The 17058-nt window shown below is 71.4% G+C and carries 19 protein-coding genes; 10 read left to right on the forward strand and 9 right to left on the reverse strand.

Features of this window, described 5'->3' with window-relative positions; all coding sequences use genetic code 11:
• Positions 1–149 precede the first annotated feature (149 nt).
• Positions 150–434, reverse strand: a complete 285-nt coding sequence (locus J2Z30_RS00180; protein ID WP_044577392.1) for a GlsB/YeaQ/YmgE family stress response membrane protein — start codon at positions 432–434, stop codon at positions 150–152.
• Between the two features lie 216 nt (positions 435–650).
• On the opposite strand from J2Z30_RS00180, the gene J2Z30_RS00185 reads away from it, so the two are divergent.
• On the forward strand, positions 651–1040 hold the full coding sequence (locus J2Z30_RS00185; protein ID WP_044577390.1) for a DUF3099 domain-containing protein: 390 nt from the start codon (positions 651–653) through the stop codon (positions 1038–1040).
• A gap of 193 nt (positions 1041–1233) precedes the next feature.
• A complete protein-coding gene (locus J2Z30_RS00190) occupies positions 1234–1473 on the forward strand; it encodes a hypothetical protein (protein ID WP_044577388.1) in 240 nt (79 codons plus the stop codon).
• Here J2Z30_RS00190 and moaA read toward each other — a convergent pair whose 3' ends face one another.
• From moaA to J2Z30_RS00205, 3 genes are all read right to left on the reverse strand, one after another.
• On the reverse strand, positions 1474–2463 hold the full coding sequence (gene moaA / locus J2Z30_RS00195) for a GTP 3',8-cyclase MoaA (RefSeq protein WP_044577386.1): 990 nt from the start codon (positions 2461–2463) through the stop codon (positions 1474–1476).
• Between the two features lie 102 nt (positions 2464–2565).
• Positions 2566–4185 (reverse strand): monocarboxylic acid transporter, encoded by a 1620-nt coding sequence (locus tag J2Z30_RS00200; RefSeq protein ID WP_044577384.1) that lies wholly within the window; start codon positions 4183–4185, stop codon positions 2566–2568.
• Positions 4182–4538, reverse strand: coding sequence for a DUF485 domain-containing protein (locus tag J2Z30_RS00205; protein WP_044577382.1), 357 nt, complete (start codon positions 4536–4538; stop codon positions 4182–4184). Before J2Z30_RS00205 ends, J2Z30_RS00200 begins: the two co-directional genes overlap by 4 nt.
• A gap of 646 nt (positions 4539–5184) precedes the next feature.
• Between J2Z30_RS00205 and J2Z30_RS00210 the strand changes: the two genes are divergently transcribed.
• Positions 5185–6717, forward strand: coding sequence for a S8 family peptidase (locus tag J2Z30_RS00210; protein WP_107073384.1), 1533 nt, complete (start codon positions 5185–5187; stop codon positions 6715–6717).
• A 65-nt stretch (positions 6718–6782) separates the two neighbouring features.
• On the forward strand, positions 6783–7331 hold the full coding sequence (locus tag J2Z30_RS00215) for a hypothetical protein (RefSeq protein WP_044582101.1): 549 nt from the start codon (positions 6783–6785) through the stop codon (positions 7329–7331).
• 150 nt (positions 7332–7481) lie between these two features.
• Here the strand turns inward: J2Z30_RS00215 and J2Z30_RS00220 are convergent, their stop codons facing one another.
• Both J2Z30_RS00220 and J2Z30_RS00225 read right to left on the reverse strand, forming a co-directional pair.
• On the reverse strand, positions 7482–8150 hold the full coding sequence (locus J2Z30_RS00220; RefSeq protein WP_044577381.1) for a lysoplasmalogenase: 669 nt from the start codon (positions 8148–8150) through the stop codon (positions 7482–7484).
• On the reverse strand, positions 8147–9067 hold the full coding sequence (locus J2Z30_RS00225; protein WP_044577379.1) for a sterol desaturase family protein: 921 nt from the start codon (positions 9065–9067) through the stop codon (positions 8147–8149). The genes J2Z30_RS00220 and J2Z30_RS00225 overlap by 4 nt, the downstream gene beginning before the upstream one ends.
• A 165-nt stretch (positions 9068–9232) precedes the next feature.
• Here J2Z30_RS00225 and J2Z30_RS00230 point away from each other — a divergent pair, with 165 nt between their 5' ends.
• The 6 genes from J2Z30_RS00230 (at position 9233) to J2Z30_RS00255 (ending at position 15053) form a co-directional block, all read left to right on the forward strand.
• A complete protein-coding gene (locus J2Z30_RS00230) occupies positions 9233–10153 on the forward strand; it encodes a hypothetical protein (RefSeq protein WP_052701642.1) in 921 nt (306 codons plus the stop codon).
• Between the two features lie 122 nt (positions 10154–10275).
• A complete protein-coding gene (locus J2Z30_RS00235) occupies positions 10276–11262 on the forward strand; it encodes a DEDDh family exonuclease (RefSeq protein ID WP_044577378.1) in 987 nt (328 codons plus the stop codon).
• 63 nt (positions 11263–11325) lie between these two features.
• Positions 11326–11559: a metallothionein gene (locus tag J2Z30_RS00240; protein WP_037949523.1), complete on the forward strand. Its 234-nt coding sequence runs from the start codon at positions 11326–11328 to the stop codon at positions 11557–11559.
• 77 nt (positions 11560–11636) lie between these two features.
• Positions 11637–12446, forward strand: a complete 810-nt coding sequence (locus J2Z30_RS00245) for an SURF1 family cytochrome oxidase biogenesis protein (RefSeq protein WP_044577377.1) — start codon at positions 11637–11639, stop codon at positions 12444–12446.
• A 65-nt stretch (positions 12447–12511) separates the two neighbouring features.
• Positions 12512–14293: a glycoside hydrolase family 15 protein gene (locus J2Z30_RS00250; protein WP_044577376.1), complete on the forward strand. Its 1782-nt coding sequence runs from the start codon at positions 12512–12514 to the stop codon at positions 14291–14293.
• A 4-nt stretch (positions 14294–14297) separates the two neighbouring features.
• Complete coding sequence (locus tag J2Z30_RS00255; protein WP_044577374.1) at positions 14298–15053, forward strand: SDR family oxidoreductase; 756 nt, start codon at positions 14298–14300, stop codon at positions 15051–15053.
• A gap of 282 nt (positions 15054–15335) precedes the next feature.
• On the opposite strand, the gene amaP is transcribed toward J2Z30_RS00255, so the two are convergent.
• The 3 genes from amaP to J2Z30_RS00270 are packed head-to-tail and all read right to left on the reverse strand — an operon-like array spanning position 15336 to position 17033.
• Positions 15336–15890: an alkaline shock response membrane anchor protein AmaP gene (amaP, locus tag J2Z30_RS00260; RefSeq protein WP_044577372.1), complete on the reverse strand. Its 555-nt coding sequence runs from the start codon at positions 15888–15890 to the stop codon at positions 15336–15338.
• A 7-nt stretch (positions 15891–15897) separates the two neighbouring features.
• The gene (locus J2Z30_RS00265) at positions 15898–16593 is read right to left on the reverse strand and encodes a DUF6286 domain-containing protein (protein ID WP_052701641.1); all 696 of its coding nucleotides are present in this window, start codon (positions 16591–16593) and stop codon (positions 15898–15900) included.
• Positions 16590–17033 (reverse strand): Asp23/Gls24 family envelope stress response protein, encoded by a 444-nt coding sequence (locus J2Z30_RS00270; RefSeq protein ID WP_044582099.1) that lies wholly within the window; start codon positions 17031–17033, stop codon positions 16590–16592. Before J2Z30_RS00270 ends, J2Z30_RS00265 begins: the two co-directional genes overlap by 4 nt.
• Positions 17034–17058: the final 25 nt, after the last annotated feature.

Below are 17058 nucleotides of genomic sequence, written 5' to 3' on the forward strand. Positions count from 1 at the left end.
CCGCCGCGGGGCCCCGCAACCGCGAGGAAGCGGCGGCCGGTGCGCGTCCACCACGCGCACCGGCCGCCGCCGTCGCGCACCGGATCACACCGGCGTCGCGCACCGGATCACACCGCCGTCGCGCTCCGGATCACACCGCCGTCGCACCCTCAGGTCGCACTGCGTCTGCGTCCGCCACTGCGGATCGAGTGCCACAGCGGAGTGCCCAGCGCGACGATCAGCACCGCCCCCGCCAGCTGCAGCAGATGCCGGATCCAGTCGAAGCCCTCGGTGTGCCTGACCCCGATCCAGCCGGCCACCGCATTGCCCAGAATGCCACCGAGGATGCCGTAGATGCAGGTCAGCCACAGCGGAATGGCCTGTTTGCCGGGCAGGATCGCCCTGGCGATCACACCCAGGATCAGGCCCACGACGATCGCCCATAGCCAGTTCATGTCGCCTCCCTGACACGCGGCGAGGGGATGCACATCCCTTCCAGTGTTCGGCCACTTCGACTACGGCGCACGCCGGAGGGCCGATACGCACGTCGGCGTAGCCGGAGACGGCACCCATCAGGGTGCCCCGGTCTCGAACCGACAGCAGGCGCGGCGTAACGTTGAGTACGTCCCAGAGCGGGGGAAGCCCGCTCGGCGATCAGGTGGTGGAACGTGATGCGGAAGCACGGCGATGCGGAGGTCTTCCGAATCACCGGAGCGCGGCAGGGGCTGGCCGACGATGTGCGCGGCCGGCAGCGCCGCTATGTGATCTCGATGTCGGTCCGGACCGTCGCGGTCGTGCTGGCGGCGGTGTTGTGGAACGTGGAGCGCCATGTGGCCATCGTGGCCCTGGTGCTCGGCGGGGTGCTGCCCTACATCGCGGTCGTGATAGCCAACGCGGGCCGGGAGAACGCCACTTCGCTGCCCACCACCTTCGTCCCGACCCCGCCCCGTCCGATGCTGATCGCCGGGCGCGGAGAGGAGCCGAGCGATCCCCACGGGGCGGAATCCGTCCCGGAGGACGTCGGACATATCAGCGATCCTGGACCCGGTGAGCGTGGCTGACCTGCCACGTTTCCGTAAGCTCAAGAAAACCTCAGATCAATAGTGCAGTACCGGTGCACCGGGCCCCATCCCTCGTGACATACTGCGTACGCGCTCCGCATCCCCCGTCGGAGCGACGGACCGACGCCGGGCGGCTCCCCCCGTGGCTGCCCGGCGTCGTCATGTCCGGCGTGCTTTTCGTAGAGTCTGCGGTGTGAACATCCGCGAGACCGCCGCCGAGACCGACACCGTGATCTGCTCCGCCAAGGGCTGCCACGCCCCCGCCGTATGGGTGCTGGCCTGGAACAACCCCAAGATCCACACCCCGGAGCGGCGCAAGACCTGGCTCGCCTGCGAGGAACACCGCGAATATCTCGCGGAGTTCCTCGGAGTGCGGGGCTTCCTCAAGGACGTGGTGACGCTGGAGGAATGGTCGGCCGCCGAAGACCAGTGATCAGCCCCCGATCGCCGACATCGGCCGGTCCGGCTGGAGGAACGAGGGGTCATCGAGCCCGGATCCGGCCTTCTTGCCCCACATCGCCAGCCGCCACAGCCGGGCGATCTCCTCGTCCGGGGCGCCGGAGCGCAGCGCTCCGCGCAGATCGGACTCCTCGCGCGCGAAGAGGCAGGTGCGCACCTGCCCGTCGGCGGTCAGCCGGGTGCGGTCGCAGGCGCGGCAGAACGGACGGGTGACCGAGGCGATGACGCCGACCCGGGCCGGGCCGCCGTCGACCAGCCAGCGCTCGGCGGGCGCGGAGCCACGCTCGTCCTCGCCCTCGGCGGTGAGGGTGAAGCGAGTGCGCAGACTGGCCAGGATGTCCCCTGCGGTGATCATGCCGTCGCGCTTCCAGCCGTGCTGCGGATCGAGCGGCATCTGCTCGATGAAGCGCAGCTCATAGCCGTTTTCCAGGGCCCAGGCGAGCAGCTCCGGCGCCTCGTCCTCGTTGAGCCCCGGCATCAGCACGGCGTTGACCTTCACCGGGGTCAGCCCGGCGGTGTGCGCCGCGTCGAGGCCTCGCAGCACATCGCCATGGCGCTTGCGCCGGGTGATGGCCTGGAACACCTCCGGACGCAGGGTGTCGAGCGAGACATTGACCCGGTCCAGGCCCGCGTCGCGCAGGGCCTGGGCGGTGCGCTCCAAACCGATGCCGTTGGTGGTGAGCGACATCCGGGGGCGCGGGGCGAGGTCCGCGCAGCGCTCCACGATGCCGACCAGACCCGGGCGCAGCAGTGGCTCACCGCCGGTGAAGCGGACCTCGGTGACCCCGAGCTCGGTGACGGCGATCCGGATCAGCCGGACTATCTCGTCGTCGGTGAGCAGATCCGGTTTGGCGAGCCACTGCAGGCCCTCTTCCGGCATGCAGTAGGTACAGCGCAGGTTGCAGCGATCGGTCAGGGAGACACGCAGGTCGGTGGCTACGCGACCATAGGTGTCGATCAACATGGTGGCGGCCCCTCCACGGTTGGCGTGCGTGCACTGCTCAATTCTCTCGCAGCGTACGTTACGGGTGTGACATGGAGGGGCCGCGCGGGTGGGAGTGGCCGGTCAGTGGGCTCCGTGCCCGGTGAGCGAGCGCACTTCCAGCTCGGCGTACTTCTCCTTGTCGGGCTGCTCCTTGGAGACGACGGTGCCCAGCCAGCCGAGCAGGAAGCCCAGCGGGATGGAGATCAGTCCGGGGTTCTCCAGCGGGAACCAGTGGAAGTCCACGTCCGGGAACATCGAGGTCTCCTTGCCCGAGACGACGGGCGAGAAGAGCACCAGGAAGACCGAGGAGATCAGTCCGCCGTAGATGGACCACAGCGCGCCCTGGGTGGTGAAGCGTTTCCAGAACAGGCTGTAGAGGATGGTCGGCAGGTTGGCGGACGCGGCGACCGCGAAGGCGAGTGCCACGAGTCCGGCGACGTTGAGATCTCGTGCGAAGACGCCGAGGACGACGGCGACGGTGCCGATGCCGACGGTGGCCCAGCGCGCCGCCGAGATCTCCTCCTTCTGGGTCGCCTCGCCCTTGCGGATGACGTTGGCGTACAGGTCGTGGGCGAAGGACGACGAGGAGGCGAGGGTGAGCCCGGCGACCACGGCGAGGATCGTCGCGAACGCCACCGCGGAGATCACCGCGAGCAGGATGGCGCCGCCGGTGGAGTCCGGTCCACCGCCGATCTCCTCGGCGAGCAGTGGCGCGGCGGTGTTGCCCGACTTGTTGGAGGCGATGATGTCGTCGTGCTTGAGCAGCGCGGCGGCGCCGAAGCCCAGCGCGATGGTCATCAGGTAGAAGAGGCCGATGATGCCGATGGCCCAGTTGACCGAGTTACGGGCGGCCCGCGCGGTGGGCACGGTGTAGAACCGGATGAGGATGTGGGGCAGGCCCGCGGTGCCCAGGACCAGGGCGATACCGAGCGAGATGAAGTCCAGCTTGGTGGTGGCGTTGACCCCGTACTTCAGCCCCGGTTCCAGGAACGACTCTCCGATGCCGCTGTTCTTGGCCGCCTCCCCCAGCAGGTCGGAGATGTTGAAGTTGAACTTCAGCAGCACCAGGAAGGTGATCAGCAGCGTGCCCGCGATCAGCAGCACGGCCTTGACCATCTGCACCCAGGTGGTGCCCTTCATACCGCCGATGGTGACGTAGAGCATCATCACGACGCCGACGAGGACGACGATGAGGATCTTCCCGGCCTCGCTGGTGATGCCCAGCAGCAGGGAGACCAGCACCCCCGCGCCCGCCATCTGCGCCAGCAGGTAGAAGATCGAGACGACGATGGTGGAGACGCCCGCGGCCGTGCGCACCGGGCGCTGGCGCATCCGGTAGGCGAGCACGTCGCCCATCGTGTAGCGGCCGGAGTTCCGCAGCGGCTCGGCGACCAGCAGCAGGGCCACCAGCCAGGCGACGAGGAAACCGATCGAGTACAGGAAGCCGTCGTAGCCGGAGAGCGCGATGGCACCGGCGATGCCGAGGAAGGACGCGGCGGACATGTAGTCGCCGGAGATGGCCAGGCCGTTCTGGAAGCCGGTGAACTGGCGGCCGCCGGCGTAGAAGTCGGTGGCGTCCTTGGTCTGCCGGCCCGCCCAGACGGTGATGACCAGGGTCGCCACGACGAAGACCGAGAAGAGCGTGACGATCAGCGGCCGGTTGTCCGAGGCGCTCTCGGCCGCGAGCAGGTAGGTGCTCATGAGCGCTCCTCCAGACGGGACTTGATGGCCTGGGCGCGCGGGTCCAGCTTGGCGGCGGCGTGCCGGGAGTACCACCAGGCGATGAGGAAGGTGGTCAGGAACTGGGCGAGCCCGAACACCAGGGCCACGTTGATGTGGCCCACGACCTTGGTGCCCATGAAGCCGCCCGCGTAGTTGGACAGCAGGACGTAGAGGAGGTACCAGCTGACGAACGCGATGGTGAGCGGGAAGGCGAACGAGCGGTGGGCACCGCGCAGTTCGCCGAACTCCGCGCTCGCTTGCACCTCGGCGTAGGCAGAACGGTCAAGTTGCCGCTGATCGTCGGGGCGATCGTTGGCCGGTGCGGTATCCACGGTCTCTCCTGGTGAGTGGGTACGACGGGAAGGCATACGGCGGCGAGTGATCCAGATCACGCATGGTAGGGCGGCGCGGACCCGTACGACAGGGGCCGGTTGATTGAAAGACGGATAAGAATTCGGGGGAGGGATCGGCTCCGGGTACTGTGGCGGGTTTTCTTCCGGAATGCATTGATGTCCGACCTTGATCAGCGATAGCTTCCTTCGTCATGTACCCGCCCAGCCGCGGACGGCGTTCGGGCGGCCCGTACGGATGAAGTGGAGATCCCATGGCTCATCTGAGATCGGCTCCTCCAAGACCCGGACGGCGGGTTTTTGACGGCTCGTCGGCTTCGCACCACCCCCGCACCACTCCTCGCCGCCTCTGCCCCGGTTCCGCGGCGTCCCGGGGCATCGAGGCCGCGCGCGGGAGCCGCGCCGCAAGGGCGCGCACATTCGCTTGTGCGGATGACCCCGGCCGGACCGCCGCCGTTGACGCGGCCCGCCGGACCGCCGCCCGCGCCCGGGGGCTCCACGTCCCCCGAGTGGCGCGCTGAGCGCGCGTCCGCGCCCCCGGTCCGGAACGCTGACGATCCAGCCCGGTCCGCCCGCCCAGAGCCTTCTCAGCCACCTCGAGAGAACCGTCGAGAGAACCGGAGTACCCATGACGCCGCGCCGCACCTCCCTGCCGCTGCGCACCGCCGCTATACCCGCCGCCATGGCGCTCACCACCGCGCTGGCCTTCCTGCCCACCACCGCCAGCGCGCTCGGGCGGGACGGCCACGCCGCCGCGGCCGCCACGGCCGACGGCCCGTCCCTGAGCTATGTCGTCAACACCCGTCCGGGGCAGGACCCGTCCCGGATCCGCAAGGCCATCGCCCAGGCCGGCGGCACGGTCGTCGTGTCCTACGACCGGATCGGCGTCATCGTCGTCCACTCCGGCAACCCGGACTTCGCCAAGACCGTCCGTAAGGTGCGCGGCGTCACCTCCGCCGGGAACACCCGCACCGCCCCGCTGCCCGCCCAGTCCACCGACGACATCGACACGCCGAAGCTGCTGAGCGAGAAGCAGCGCCAGGCGGTGGCGGCGAAGGCGAAGGCCGGGCAGGACCCGCTGGAGCCGCTGCAGTGGGATCTGCCGGCGATCAAGGCGGACAAGGCGCATGAGAAGAGCCTGGGCAGCCGTAAGGTCACCGTCGGGGTCATCGACACCGGTGTGGACGACACCCACCCGGATCTGGCGCCGAACTTCGACCGTAAGGCGTCCGTCAACTGTGTGACGGGCAAGCCGGACACCGCCGACGGCGCCTGGCGGCCGAGCGCCGAGGAGTCCCCGCACGGCACGCATGTGGCGGGCGAGATCGCCGCCGCGAAGAACGGCGTCGGCGTCACCGGTGTGGCCCCGGGCGTCAAGGTCTCCGGAATCAAGGTGTCCACGACGGCCGGGTTCTTCTACACCGAGGCGGTCGTCTGCGGCTTCGTCTGGGCCGCGGAGCACGGCGTGGACGTCACCAACAACAGCTATTACACCGACCCGTGGTACTTCAACTGCACCACCGACCCGGACCAGAAGGCCCTGGTCGAGGCGGTGCGCCGGGCCTCGTCGTACGCCGAGCGCCGGGGTGTGGTCAATGTGGCCGCGGCGGGCAACGAGAACTACGACCTCACCTCGGACACCATCACCGACCCCTCCAGCCCCAACGACACCACCCCCGGTGACCGGGAGGTGGACCCGAGCGTCTGCCTGGACATCCCGACCCAGCTGCCGGGCGTCGTCACGGTCGCCTCGACCGGCGCCAAGGGGCTCAAGTCCTCGTTCTCCAACTACGGCCTGGGGATCATCGACATCGCGGCCCCCGGCGGCGACAGCACCGTCTACCAGAAGCCCGAGCCCCCGGCCACCAGCGGCCTGATCTACAACACGCTGCCGGGCGGGCAGTACGGCTACATGGCGGGCACGTCGATGGCCTCGCCGCATGTGGCCGGTGTCGCGGCGCTCATCAAGAGCACCCATCCGCACGCCTCCCCCTGGCAGGTGAAGGCGCTGCTCAAGGCCGAGGCCGATGACCTGGCCTGCCCGACGCCGTACGACATCGACGGTGACGGCACGGTCGACGCGGTGTGCGAGGGCGGCAAGCGGTACAACGGCTTCTACGGCGCCGGGCTCGCGGACGCTCTGGACGCCGTCGAGAAGTGACCGGCTGACACAATGCACGGGCCGTCAGGGCGGAGCAGCCGCCCGGCGGCCCGTACATGTTCCCCATGAAGCCGCGAGAGGACCCCGTTCCCGTGCACCACGACGACTCCTGGGGGCCGCTGCCCCCACGGCCGGCCTACTCGCTGCTGATCCGGTTCGTGCTGACCGTGCTGCTGCTGCCGCTGTGGTGGGCGCTGATCGTGGTGATCTTCCTCGGCTTCATCGCCTTCGGGATCGTGGCCGAGATCCTTACGGTGATCCCCGGGTTCGAGAAGGGGTTCCTCGGCCTGATCGACAAGTTCGGGGACAGCGTGAAGGTGTGGCCCGCCTGGTGCGTGACGCTCCCGGAGCTGCGGCACGAGGGCGACGCGGCCTTCTACCGGGCCCGGGTCGACAAGCGCATCGCCTCCTGGACCGCCAAGGAACTCGCCGCCCAGAAGGCGAAGAAGGCCCCGCCGCCGGGCCCGCACGACATCCCCGTACGCGAGTACCGCGGAGTGGGCGCGGGCTATGTGGTCGAGGCGGCGCGCGCCCGGGACTGGGAGCTGAGCCATGACCGCCACTCGGACCCGCTGCGCGTGGTCCGGCTCAGGCGGCTGCCGGTCACGTACTGACGAGGGTCACGGCCTTACGGGCGTCACGGGCTTGGGCGTGACTGCCCTACGGGCGTTACGGGCTTGGGCGTGACCGCCTTACGGGCGTCACAGCCTTGGCGTCACGGCCTTACGGGCGTCACAGCCTTGGGCGTCACGGCCTTACGGGCGTCATGGGCTGACGAGCGCCCGTTCCGGCGCGGGGCGCGGGACCGCGTCGCGCGTCGCCCCCGCCGCCAGCAGCCACTGGGCGGCTGTATAGGTGGCCATGATCCAGAATTGGGGCACCGGCGGCCGTGGCCAGTCCGCGAGCCCGGCCGCGATCAGGGTGTCGGAGAGCATGAAGAGCGCCCCGCCGAGCCCGGTCCACACACCCGCCCCGAGCGCGGCCAGCGCCATGACCGTCAGCAGCAGGCTGTAGCCCGCGATGGGAAGCCGCAGATGCGGGGCGAGGCCGGGCCACAGCAGCGCCACCGTGCCCAGCCACGCGGCCCCGTATCCGGCGGCCGCCCAGGGTGCCGTACGGCGCCGCCCCGCGCGGGCGAACAGCGCCAGATAGCAGAGGTGCCCGGCCGCGAAGCACCCCATTCCGGCCAGGAACGCGGTCTCGCCGCCGATCTGGAGCAGCACATCGCCCCCGCAGCCGCACAGCAGCGCGGCCGGGAGCGGCCACGGCCCGCCGCGCGCCACGGCCCATACGGCGAGCACGGGCATCAGGGCGGGCTTGGTGAGGTGGACGGCGGTGGTGGCGTCCACGAGCAGCGCGCCCAGGTGAACGGCGGTCAGCAGCGCGAAGAGGGCCCGTAGGACCGTCGTCGCGCGCCCGGCGGCGGGCGTCACCGCACGCTCTCGCCGACCGGCTCCGGCCGCCCGGCCTCCGGACCGGCCTCCGGGGAACCGGCCTCCGGGAGACCCGCCTCCGGGACCGTCGCGGGCTGCCAGCCCGGTCCCCGGAAGACCCGGCCCGCCCGCTCGCGCCAGTCCCGCGCCGCCGCGATGTCGCGGGCGATGGCCGCGTACTCGTGCGTGGCCACGCGCAGCGGGTTGTAGGTGTCGATGTTCTTCGTCAGGCCGTAGACGGGCCGATCGGTCTCGGGGACGAAGGACCCGAAGAGCCGGTCCCAGACGATGAGGATGCCCCCGAAGTTGCGGTCCAGATAGCCGCCTTGGGAGGCGTGGTGGACGCGGTGGTGCGAGGGGGTGTTGAAGACGAACTCGACGGGGCGCGGCAGGGTGCCGATCCGCTCGGTGTGGATCCAGAACTGGTAGACGAGGTTCACCGACGAGCAGAACGCCACCGCCGCCGGATGCACCCCGAGCGCGATCATCGGCACGTAGAACGGCCAGACGGTCCAGGTGGTCCACGGCTGCCGCAGGGCGGTGGTGAAGTTGAACTTGCGGCTGGAGTGGTGCACCACATGGCACGCCCACAGAATGCGGATGACATGGTGCCCGCGGTGCGACCAGTAGTAGAAGAAGTCCTGGGCGAGCAGCATCAGCGGCAGCGTCCACCACACCACCGGGACGCGCAGCGGGGTGAGTTCGTAGACGGCGGCGTAGATCGCCACAATCGGGATCTTCCACAGCAGATCGAAGACCAGGCTGCCGAGCCCCATGGTGACGCTGGTCGCGGCGTCGTTCGCCGCGTAGCCCTCGGCGTCCTCGTCGGGGTGGAAGCGGTAGCTCACCATCTCCACGACGGCGAGCAGGACGAAGGCCGGTATCGACCACATCACGGCATTGGGCAGGTGCGGCATGTCCGCAACATAGAACCGCCCGTAAGGCCGCCGCTAGGGGTAGTTACCAACAAGTATGGTAGATGCGGCGTCAACAACAGGTCTCGCCTCGGACGGCATGGCCCATGGCGGCATAGCCGACGGCGGCATAGCCCATGACGGCATGGCCGATTAAGCTCCCCGCCTGTGCGCAGAGCCAGAGAACGGTTCCGGATCGGCGGCATAGCCTTCGCCTGCCTGCTGTCGGCGCTCACCACGGGGTGCTCCTCCGGGTCGGGCGGCGATGACTCCTCCTCAGCCCTGATGGACGCGGTGGGGCACGTCTCGACCGCGGGCGCGAAGGGGGCCCAGGTCTCCTATCTCGACGCCGCCCGGGTGCGTTCCCTGGAGAAGGGCGAGAAGGGCGGGAAGGGCGACTCCCAGCGGTTCCGCGCCGTCGGTCAGGCGGGCAGTCCACTGATGACGGGCTACCGCTTCAACGCCCATGCCTATGGCCTCGATCCGGCCATGATCGACACCGATGTGACCAATGGATACGCCGGGCACTGGCAGGGCTCCTTCGACGCGGACCGCGTCACCGCCAAGCTCAAGGCGGGCGGATTCGCCCCGCGCACCTGGCACGGCGAGACGGTCTGGACGAAGGACGGGATCACCCTCCAGGTCGCCAAGGACGAGATCTCCTTCGGCTACGCCGGTAAGGATCTGTCGGCGGTGCGCCCGGCCAAGGGCAAGTCCGTGGCGGACGACCCGGACTACCGGGCGCTGGGCGACTGCCTGGGCGATGTCTACCGCGTCGACTTCGGCGGGAAGGACCCCAAGGATCCGGTGCGCCTCTCGGCCACCGGACAGCTGGCGAAGTCCGCGAAGCAGACATCCGGGGTGATCTGCGCCCTCACCGACGGCAAACGGACCGCCGAACGGGCCGCCGACCGCCTGAAGTCCGTCATCCGCCAGCGGGCCCCGCGCTTCGACGGCGCCAAGGTGACGGTTCTCACCGGGGATTCGCCCGGGGTGAAGGTGACGGTGCCCGACCGCCCGGGAGACAAGCGCGCCGGCCGCCTCCTCATCAGCGACGTCGATCTGCAGCTGGCCCTGTCCAGGCTCTGACCCGCCGGGTACGGGCTCCGGCCCGCCGACCGGGCCCGACGCCCCGTCAACCCCGGGGCGGCGGACGTCCCGACCGGCCCGCCGGTCAGGGTTGTCGGTGACGGCCCGTATCCTCATTGACCATGCTCGAAGACCCCACGGCAGCCGCCCCGCACCTCGCCCCGCCGTCGTCCTGGCCGGCCACCTATCCGCAGGGGTATGCGGTCGTCGACGTGGAGACCACCGGCCTCGCCCGCGACGACCGGATCGTCTCCGCGGCGGTCTATCAGCTCGACGCCCGGGGCGCGGTGCAGGACCACTGGTACACCCTGGTCAATCCGCAGCGCGATCCCGGCCCGGTGTGGATCCACGGCCTCACCGAGGAGATGCTCGCGGGCGCCCCGCGCTTCCCCGAGATCGCCGCGGAGCTCTCCGAGCGCCTGGCCGACCGCGTCCTGGTGGCACACAACGCGGCCTTCGACTGGTCGATGCTCGCCCGCGAGTACGCCCGCACCCGCGGCGCCGCGCCCGTGCGGCAGCGGCTGTGCACCATCGCCCTCTCCAAGGAGCTGGGCCTGCCGCTGCCCAACCACAAGCTGGAGACCCTCGCCGCGCACTACGGAGTGGTCCAGCGGCGCGCCCACCACGCCCTGGACGACGCGCGGGTGCTCGCCGAGACCTTCCGGCCCAGCCTCCACCGCGCCGCCGAGACCGGGCTGCGGCTGCCGCTGCTGGCCTGCCAGCCGCTCACCGAGTGGTCCGAAGGACCGGCCATCGGCCGTCAGCGGTCGTACCAGCAGACCTGGCGCCCCAGCCGCAAGCGCCCCGCCTGCCCCTACCCCAACCCCGGGCGCTACGAGCCGGGCGGGCAGCTGGTCCAGGGCATGCGGGTGGCGTTCTCCGGGGACACCTCCGTGGACCGCGAGCTGCTGGAGGACCGGGCCATCGAGGCCGGGCTGCACGTGGCCACCAGCGTCTCCCGGCTCACCAGCGTGCTGGTCACCAACGACCCCGAGTCGCCCACGTCCAAGACCACCAAGGCCCGCTCCTTCGGCACACCCGTCATCGACGAGGCCGCCTTCATGCAGCTCCTCCAGGACGTCACCCCCGCGCCGCCGACAAACAGGTGAAGTCGGCGCGACGCGCCCGCCCACCGCTCGCCCGCCACCGCGCGGCCCCGCACGCTGAGGCGCATGGCACGTTGTGAGGTCTGCGGAAACGACTACCGGATGACATTCGAAGTGCACGCACAGGGCAATGTGCACGTCTTCGACTGTTTCCAGTGCGCCATCCACCGCATGGCGCCCATTTGCGAGCACTGCCGGGCCCAGATCATCGGGCAGGGCGTGGAGGCCGACGGCCAGTTCTACTGCTGTGCGCACTGCGCGCGGGCGGAAGGGAAGGTGGGCATCGTCGACCATGTGTGAACCCGTCCGCCTGCGTGGATTGTCCTGGGACGCCCCCAGCGGCCGAGGGACAATCCACGCCGAGTAGGGTCGAGGATGTGTACCGCTTCCTGTTGACCCGGCAGTGGGTGATCCTCACACTCGTGGCCCTGGCCCTGATCCCGACGATGATCAGGCTGGGTTTCTGGCAGCTGCACCGCCATGAGCACCGGGTCGCGCAGAACCAGCTGATCGGGGACAACCTCGACGCCCCGGCCGTGGCCGTCGAGAAGTTCACCGCCCCCGGCCGTACCGTCCCCCGCGACGACACCTGGCGCACGGTGACCGCCACCGGCACCTATGACACCGCCCATGAGGTCGTCGTCCGCCAGCGCACCGGCTCCGACGAACAGTCCATCGGCTACTTCGTCCTCACCCCGCTGCTGCTCCCGGACGACCGCGCGGTCCTGGTCAACCGGGGCTGGATCCCGGCGGGCACGGACCTCACCAAGTTCCCCAAGGTCCCCGCCGCCCCCTCCGGCAAGGTCACCGTCACCGGCCGGCTGAAGGCCGACGAGACCACCGGCAACAGCGGCATCAAGGACAAGCAGGGGCTGCCGCCCCGCCAGGTCTCGCTGATCAACAGCGAGCAGCAGGCGAAGGCGCTGTCCCGGCCCGTCCTCGGCGGCTACATCGAGCTCACCTCGTCCTCCCCCAAGGGCGGCAAGCGGCCCCAGCCGGTCGCCGCGCCCAACCACAGCGACATCGGTCCGCACATGGCGTACGCCGTCCAGTGGTGGCTGTTCTCCGCCGGTGTGCCCATCGGCTGGTTCGTGCTGGCCCGCCGCGAGCGCCGGGACCGCGCCGCCGAGGCCGCGAAGGCGGCGGCCACGCCGGAGAAGGTCCCCGCCACGGCCGCCACGGACTAGCCCCCCGTCCAGCGGATCTTGGACGGACGGGGCCTAGGAACCGCTTCCCCGGGAAGGCGCTCGGAATGGCCCAGCACATCGACGACTACGCCCTCATCGGTGATCACCAGACGGCGGCACTGATCAGCCGCCATGGCTCGATCGACTGGCTGTGCCTGCCCCGCTTCGACTCCCCCGCCTGCTTCGCCGCACTCCTCGGCGACCGAGACAACGGCCACTGGCGGCTCGCCCCCAAGGGCGCGGGCGCCTGCACCCGCCGCGGTTACCTCGACGACTCCCTCGTCCTGGAGTCGGTCTGGGAGACGGAGACGGGCACGGTCAAGGTCATCGACTTCATGCCGCAGCGCGACCGGGCCCCCGACGTCGTGCGCATCGTCGAGGGCATCTCCGGGAGCGTCGAGATGCTCGGCGTCCTGCGGCTCCGCTTCGACTACGGGCGGGTCGTCCCCTGGATGCGCCGCACCGACGGCCACCGGATCGCGATCGCCGGGCCGGACTCCGTATGGCTGCGCTCTGAGCCCGAGGTCCGCACCTACGGCGAGGACTTCAGCACCCGCTCCGAGTTCACCGTCTCGGCCGGGGACCGGGTGGCCTTCGTGCTCACCTGGCACCCCTCCCATGAGCCCCGCCCCCGGCTCATCGACCCGTACCACTCCCTTCGCGCCAGCCTGGAGGACTGGCGCGGCTGGGCCGCCCGGTGCCGCTACGAGGGCCCGTACCGGGACGCCGTCATGCGCTCCCTGATCACCCTCAAGGCGCTCACCTACGCCCCGAGCGGCGGGGTCGTCGCGGCCCCCACCACCTCGCTGCCCGAGCGGCTGGGCGGGGTCCGCAACTGGGACTACCGCTACTGCTGGCTGCGCGACTCCACCCTCACCCTGAACGCCCTGCTCCGCGCCGGCTACCACGAGGAGGCCGTCGCCTGGCGCGACTGGCTGCTGCGGGCGATCGCCGGCGACCCGGCGGAGCTGCAGGTCATGTACGGCCTGGCGGGCGAGCGCCGGGTCCATGAGCAGGAGCTGACCTGGCTGGAGGGGTACGAGCGCTCGACCCCGGTCCGGGTCGGCAACGACGCGGTCGACCAGCGCCAGCTCGACATCTACGGCGAGGTGCTCGACACCCTCCACCTCGCCCGCGCCTCCGGGCTGCCGGCCGAACCGCACGCGTGGAAGATCCAGACCGCGCTGATGGACTTCCTGGAGTCGGCCTGGCGCGACCCCGACGAAGGGCTGTGGGAGGTCCGCGGGCCCCGCCGCCACTTCGTCCACTCCAAGGTCATGGCCTGGGTCGCCGCCGACCGCGTCGTCCGCGCGATGGAGGCCGACCCGCGGCTGGGCGGGGACGCGAACCGCTGGCGCGCGATGCGCGACGCCGTCCACCGCGAGGTCTGCGAGAAGGGCTACGACCCCGAGCGGTCCGCCTTCACCCAGTCCTACGGCTCGGCCGAGCTGGACGCCGCGACCCTGCTCATCCCGCGCGTGGGCTTCCTCCCCGCCACCGACCCCCGCGTCCTCGGCACCATCGACGCGGTCCGCCGCGAGCTCAGCGAGGACGGCCTGATCCGCCGCTACTCCACCGACGGCGGCGTGGACGGCCTCCCCGGCGCCGAGGGCGCCTTCCTCGCCTGCTCCTTCTGGCTCGCCGACGCCCTCCAGCTGGCCGGCCGCCACAAGGACGCCCTGGCCCTCTTCGAACGCCTCCTCGCGCTCCGCAACGACGTCGGGCTGCTCGCCGAGGAGTACGACCCGGCGACCGGCCGGCAGCTCGGCAACTTCCCGCAGGCGTTCAGCCACATCGGACTGGTGGGGACCGCCCTCACCCTCGCGGAACGGCCCAGGGCAGACTGACCCCATGGATCTTGGACTCAACGACCGGGTGTACATCGTCACCGGGGCCACCCGCGGGCTGGGGCTCGCGGCCGCCCGTGAGCTGATCGCCGACGGTGCGAAGACCGTCATCACCGGCCGCGACGCCGATACGGCGGCCGCCGTCGCCGCCGACCTCGGGCCGAACGCGGTCGGGGTCGCCGCCGACAACGCCGACCCGGAGGCGGCGGCCCGCCTCATCGCCACCGCCCGGGAGCGCTTCGGCGGCTTCGACGGCGTCCTCATCAGCGTCGGCGGCCCGCCGGCCGGGCTGACCGCCGACATCACCGACGCCCAGTGGCAGGCCGCCTTCGACTCCGTCTTCCTCGGCGCCGTCCGCCTCGCCCGCGCCGCCGCCGAGCAGCTCCCCTCCGGGGGCGTGATCGGCTTCGTCCTCTCCGGCTCCGTCCGCGAGCCGATCCCCGGCCTCACCGTCTCCAACGGCCTGCGCCCCGGCCTCGCGGGCTTCGCCAAGTCCCTCTCACTGGAGGTCGGCCCCCGCGGCATCCGCGTCGTGGGCCTCCTCCCGGCCCGTATCGACACCGACCGCGTGCGCGAGCTCGATTCCCTCTCCGGCGACGCGGAGGCCGCGCGGGAGCGGAACGCGGCGGCGATTCCGCTGCGGCGGTACGGGACCCCCGAGGAATTCGGCAAGGCCGCTGCGTTCCTGCTCTCGCCCGCGGCGTCGTACCTGACCGGGCTGATGCTCCCGGTGGACGGCGGGGCCCTCCACAACATCTGAGGGGGCCTGGGGGTGGGCCCACGGGGCTCCGGCCCAAGGCCTGGGCGCGGCACGGCCGGACGCCAGGAGCGGCCCGTGTTCGCCTCCGGCGGGCATTCCCCCGCCCCGCCCCTCCCCGAAACCATGAAGCTCCGCCCCCTGGACCTCCCCGGTTTCTCTCCAGTCCCCTCCGGCGTTTGAGGAGCGAGGTCCGGGGCGGAGCCCAGGTGGGGGTCGTGGGGGCGCGGCTCCTGCGTTTCGGGAAGGGGCGGGGTGGCGGAATCCCGCTGCGCCCACGGGCCGTTACCGCGCTCGCTCCGCCCCGTGCCGGGCCACCCTCAGCCGCACCTCCGCCGGAAGCCGCTCCAGGCCCGCCGACGTGCGGGCGCGCTCCAGGGCCTCCGCTCGCACCGCGTCCAGAGTCGACAGCGGGTCCGCCCGCGCGTCCAGTGCCAAGCCCATCCGGGCCTCCGGTGTCGTCCGGCGGCCCCGCAGCAGGACGTGGGCGCGCTCCACGCCGTCCAGCGACTCCGCGTCCGACAAGAGGGCGGCTTCCAGGGCGCGGCCGCGTAGCAGGGCGCCCTCGCCGTCGCCCGTCTCCACGAGCACTTCCTGGAGGCGACGCCGTCGCAGCTGGGCCAGGAACCAGCACAGGGAAAGCACGAACAGCACCGCCAGCGCCGCGACGACGGCCGGCCACCACCATCCGGTGTCCCGCCACCGCGTGCGGTCCGCCCGGCTGAGCGGCACATCGTCGCGGCCGTCGAACGGCGGCCACCCGGCCAGGGCCACCGCGCCCGCGGCGGTCAGCACCAGACCCACGAGCCCCAGCAGCACCCGGTTGACGACGCTCAGCATGGCGCGCTCACCCCTTCGACTTCGCGGAGCGCCGTACGTGGACGGAGAGGGCGGGCGGCCGGGCCAGGCCGAGCTGGCGGATGCCCTCGTGGAGGGCGGTGTCCAGATCCGCGCGTACCTCGTCGAGGTCGCGGAAGTGGGCCAGCGCGCGGGCCCTGATCCGGCGACGGCCGACGTCCACGCGGGCCGACCGGACACCGGGCACCTCCATCGCCCGGTCCCGCAGCACCAGCCCCGCCGACGTCCGGTCGATTCCCGCTCGAACGGCGGCCTCGGCTTCTGCCCCCGGCCCCGGCCCCGGCTCCGACTCCGGCTCCGGCGCGCGCATCGGCAGCAGCCCTCGCAGCCCCGGTGCCATCGCGAGGATCACCATCCACACCCCCAGCGCGGCCAGCAGCGCCGCCCCGCCCACGACCCACGCGTTGTCCAGCGGCCGTGAGGCGAGTTCATCGGCGAGCCAGTCCCGCCACCGCATGGCGCGCCGACCCGAGCGCACGGCCGCCACGTCGTACAGCAGCAGCCCGCTGACGGCGGCGATGACCAGGGCGACGATCCCGGCCGGTACCCGCCGCTCGGACCAGAAGCGCCGGACGCGCCCAGGTGGATCTCCGTCCCCGGCACCGGAACCGGCACCCGCCGTCCCGGCCCTCGCGCCGTACGCCGACGCCGAGGTGGACTGACGCATCTTCTGGTCCGCGTTCATCGCACCCTGTCCCTCCCCCGACGCGCCCTGCGCTCCGGGCGCTCCCACCGCGGCACATGCAGCCGTTCGACCGTCACCGCGACCTCGGGCACCTCCATGCCCGTCATCTCGCCTACCCGTTCGATCACCTGACGACGCACCGCGCCGCAGTGCGCGCCGATGTCCGAGGGATAGCCGAGCTCGACGGAGACCCGGACGCGCGCGACGCCCCCGCGCACCGCGGCGACCGCGTACGGCCGCGCGCCGACGACATCGGCGAGGGCGACCTCACCGGCGTCCGCGCCCGAATCCGCACCGGTATCCGCACCGCTGTCCGCACCCGTATCCGCACCGGCATCCGCGGCGCCGCCGCCCCGCAACGCCTCCCGCGCCGCCTGCGAGGCGATCTTCGCGACGACCCGGTCCGCGATCCGCGTCGCACCCCGCTCACCCGGCTCCACCACGGCACGTCCTTACGGTCGTCAT

This window comes from Streptomyces iranensis (assembly GCF_017874715.1).
GTDB lineage: Bacteria > Actinomycetota > Actinomycetes > Streptomycetales > Streptomycetaceae > Streptomyces > Streptomyces iranensis.

What these genes read in the sequence shown, in the direction of transcription:
- J2Z30_RS00180 (WP_044577392.1), bottom strand. Translation starts at nt 434, where the DNA reads ATGAACTGGCTATGGGCGATCGTCGTGGGCCTGATCCTGGGTGTGATC.
- J2Z30_RS00185 (WP_044577390.1), top strand. Translation starts at nt 651, where the DNA reads ATGCGGAAGCACGGCGATGCGGAGGTCTTCCGAATCACCGGAGCGCGG.
- J2Z30_RS00235 (WP_044577378.1), top strand. Translation starts at nt 10,276, where the DNA reads ATGCTCGAAGACCCCACGGCAGCCGCCCCGCACCTCGCCCCGCCGTCG.
- J2Z30_RS00200 (WP_044577384.1), bottom strand. Translation starts at nt 4,185, where the DNA reads ATGAGCACCTACCTGCTCGCGGCCGAGAGCGCCTCGGACAACCGGCCG.
- J2Z30_RS00250 (WP_044577376.1), top strand. Translation starts at nt 12,512, where the DNA reads ATGGCCCAGCACATCGACGACTACGCCCTCATCGGTGATCACCAGACG.
- J2Z30_RS00225 (WP_044577379.1), bottom strand. Translation starts at nt 9,067, where the DNA reads ATGCCGCACCTGCCCAATGCCGTGATGTGGTCGATACCGGCCTTCGTC.
- J2Z30_RS00215 (WP_044582101.1), top strand. Translation starts at nt 6,783, where the DNA reads ATGAAGCCGCGAGAGGACCCCGTTCCCGTGCACCACGACGACTCCTGG.
- J2Z30_RS00265 (WP_052701641.1), bottom strand. Translation starts at nt 16,593, where the DNA reads ATGAACGCGGACCAGAAGATGCGTCAGTCCACCTCGGCGTCGGCGTAC.
- moaA (WP_044577386.1), bottom strand. Translation starts at nt 2,463, where the DNA reads ATGTTGATCGACACCTATGGTCGCGTAGCCACCGACCTGCGTGTCTCC.
- amaP (WP_044577372.1), bottom strand. Translation starts at nt 15,890, where the DNA reads ATGCTGAGCGTCGTCAACCGGGTGCTGCTGGGGCTCGTGGGTCTGGTG.
- J2Z30_RS00255 (WP_044577374.1), top strand. Translation starts at nt 14,298, where the DNA reads ATGGATCTTGGACTCAACGACCGGGTGTACATCGTCACCGGGGCCACC.
- J2Z30_RS00240 (WP_037949523.1), top strand. Translation starts at nt 11,326, where the DNA reads ATGGCACGTTGTGAGGTCTGCGGAAACGACTACCGGATGACATTCGAA.
- J2Z30_RS00210 (WP_107073384.1), top strand. Translation starts at nt 5,185, where the DNA reads ATGACGCCGCGCCGCACCTCCCTGCCGCTGCGCACCGCCGCTATACCC.